Below are 1,399 nucleotides of genomic sequence, written 5' to 3'. Positions count from 1 at the left end.
TCGCCGTCTTGTATTTTGATGAGCTTTGCGGGCGAATCGACGAAGCCCTCGTAGTGTCTCGTATTTAGCACGAAATGACCGTCCTGCGGGTAAAAAAGCGCGGAGGCGGCAGAGAAAATTTCGCGCTGTTCGTAGGCGAGCACAGATCTTTTATGTTCGCTAAAATCGCGCGAAAACGTATCTAGCAGTACGTAGCCGGGCGTTAGCTTCGCGGCGATGTTTTGCTCGCTAGGGGCTGTAAAGGCAAAATGGACGAAGGCTATCCGCTCGCCCATCTCGTAAATGCCCGTCACGCCGTGTCCGCGAAACTCCACGTCCTGCATCGCAAGTGGATATGATTTTAGTATTTCGGCTCCTTAAAATTTGAAGCGATTATAGCTTAAATTTGGGCGCGATTTTAAAATTTTATATGCACGTTGAAATTTTACGGCGCGCGGCATGGAATTTCAAATTTTGCGGAGCCGCGGAATTTGGAATTTGAAATTTGAAATTTTGCCCCTTCACGTAGCCTACACGCAAGCTCGCTACCATACCGCTACACAATTTACAAAGGAGCCGTATGAGGGAGATCTTAAAAAAATTTGTCGCAGGCGACGCAGATATTATATTTGCCAGACTTTCCGTTATCATCGTGCTTGCCGTGATGGGCAACTACAAGTGGTTTGAGTTCGAGGTGGAGGCTTTAAAGCCGCTTTTTTCGCAGACGTGGCTTTCGTTTTTGCCGTCAGCGCTTGGGGATGCCGGCGCGAGCTATTTTTTGGGCGTGGTGGAGACCGTGGGCTATCTCTCGCTCATCGCGGGCTTTTTCAAGCCGAAGGCGGGCATCGTGGGCGATCTCATCGTGATCGTCATGGCGCTGACTACGCTCAGCCTACTGCCGCAGCTGGGCAAGATCGACGGCTTTATCTTTAAAGACCTTTTCTTGCTAGGCCTTGGCTTGGTGCTGCTAAAATACGACCTGGCGCGCTTTTGCCGCGGAGAAAAAAGCTGCGATTGAGCCGTCAAAACATATTGGCGTCGGTTCCGACGCAACACTAAATGATCGCGTATGGCGAGTTAGCGCGAGCCGCGTTCAAACCCTCTAAATTTAGCCGCCGCTAGCCGTTTTTGCGCGCAAACTCGCTCATAAAAGTGACTAGTTTTTCAACGCCCTCGTAGTTTATCGCGTTGTAGATCGAGGCGCGGATGCCGCCTAAAACGCGGTGTCCTTTAAGCCCGATCATCCCCTCCGCCTCCGCCTGCGCGACGAAAACGGGCTCAAGCGCGGCATCTGCGATATTAAAGCTCACATTCATCAGGCTGCGGCTAGTTTTTTGCGCGTGGCCGCGGTAGAAGCCGCCGCTAGCATCGATCGCGCCGTAGAGTAGCGCCGCTTTGCGCTTGTTGCGCTCGTGCATCG

The 1,399-nt window shown here is 52.1% G+C and carries 2 protein-coding genes and 2 pseudogenes; 1 reads left to right on the top strand and 3 read right to left on the bottom strand.

Translation table 11 applies throughout. The features are described from left to right. Together Q0438_RS04545 and Q0438_RS04540 are read right to left on the bottom strand one after the other, a co-directional pair. Window positions 1–323, bottom strand: a pseudogene (locus Q0438_RS04545) (dehydrogenase); the annotation flags it as partial. Window positions 324–405: 82 nt separating this feature from the next. After that, window positions 406–543, bottom strand: a complete 138-nt coding sequence (locus Q0438_RS04540; RefSeq protein ID WP_299187869.1) for a hypothetical protein — start codon at window positions 541–543, stop codon at window positions 406–408. A gap of 16 nt (window positions 544–559) precedes the next feature. On the opposite strand from Q0438_RS04540, the gene Q0438_RS04535 reads away from it, so the two are divergent. Further along, the gene (locus tag Q0438_RS04535; protein WP_299187866.1) at window positions 560–997 is read left to right on the top strand and encodes a DUF417 family protein; all 438 of its coding nucleotides are present in this window, start codon (window positions 560–562) and stop codon (window positions 995–997) included. 100 nt (window positions 998–1,097) lie between these two features. On the opposite strand, the pseudogene Q0438_RS04530 reads toward Q0438_RS04535, so the two are convergent. Then, window positions 1,098–1,399, bottom strand: a pseudogene (locus Q0438_RS04530) (aminotransferase class V-fold PLP-dependent enzyme); the annotation flags it as partial.

The sequence above is a fragment of the uncultured Campylobacter sp. genome (assembly GCF_938030785.1).
GTDB lineage: Bacteria > Campylobacterota > Campylobacteria > Campylobacterales > Campylobacteraceae > Campylobacter_B.
This window is presented reverse-complemented; position numbering and strand designations above follow the sequence as displayed.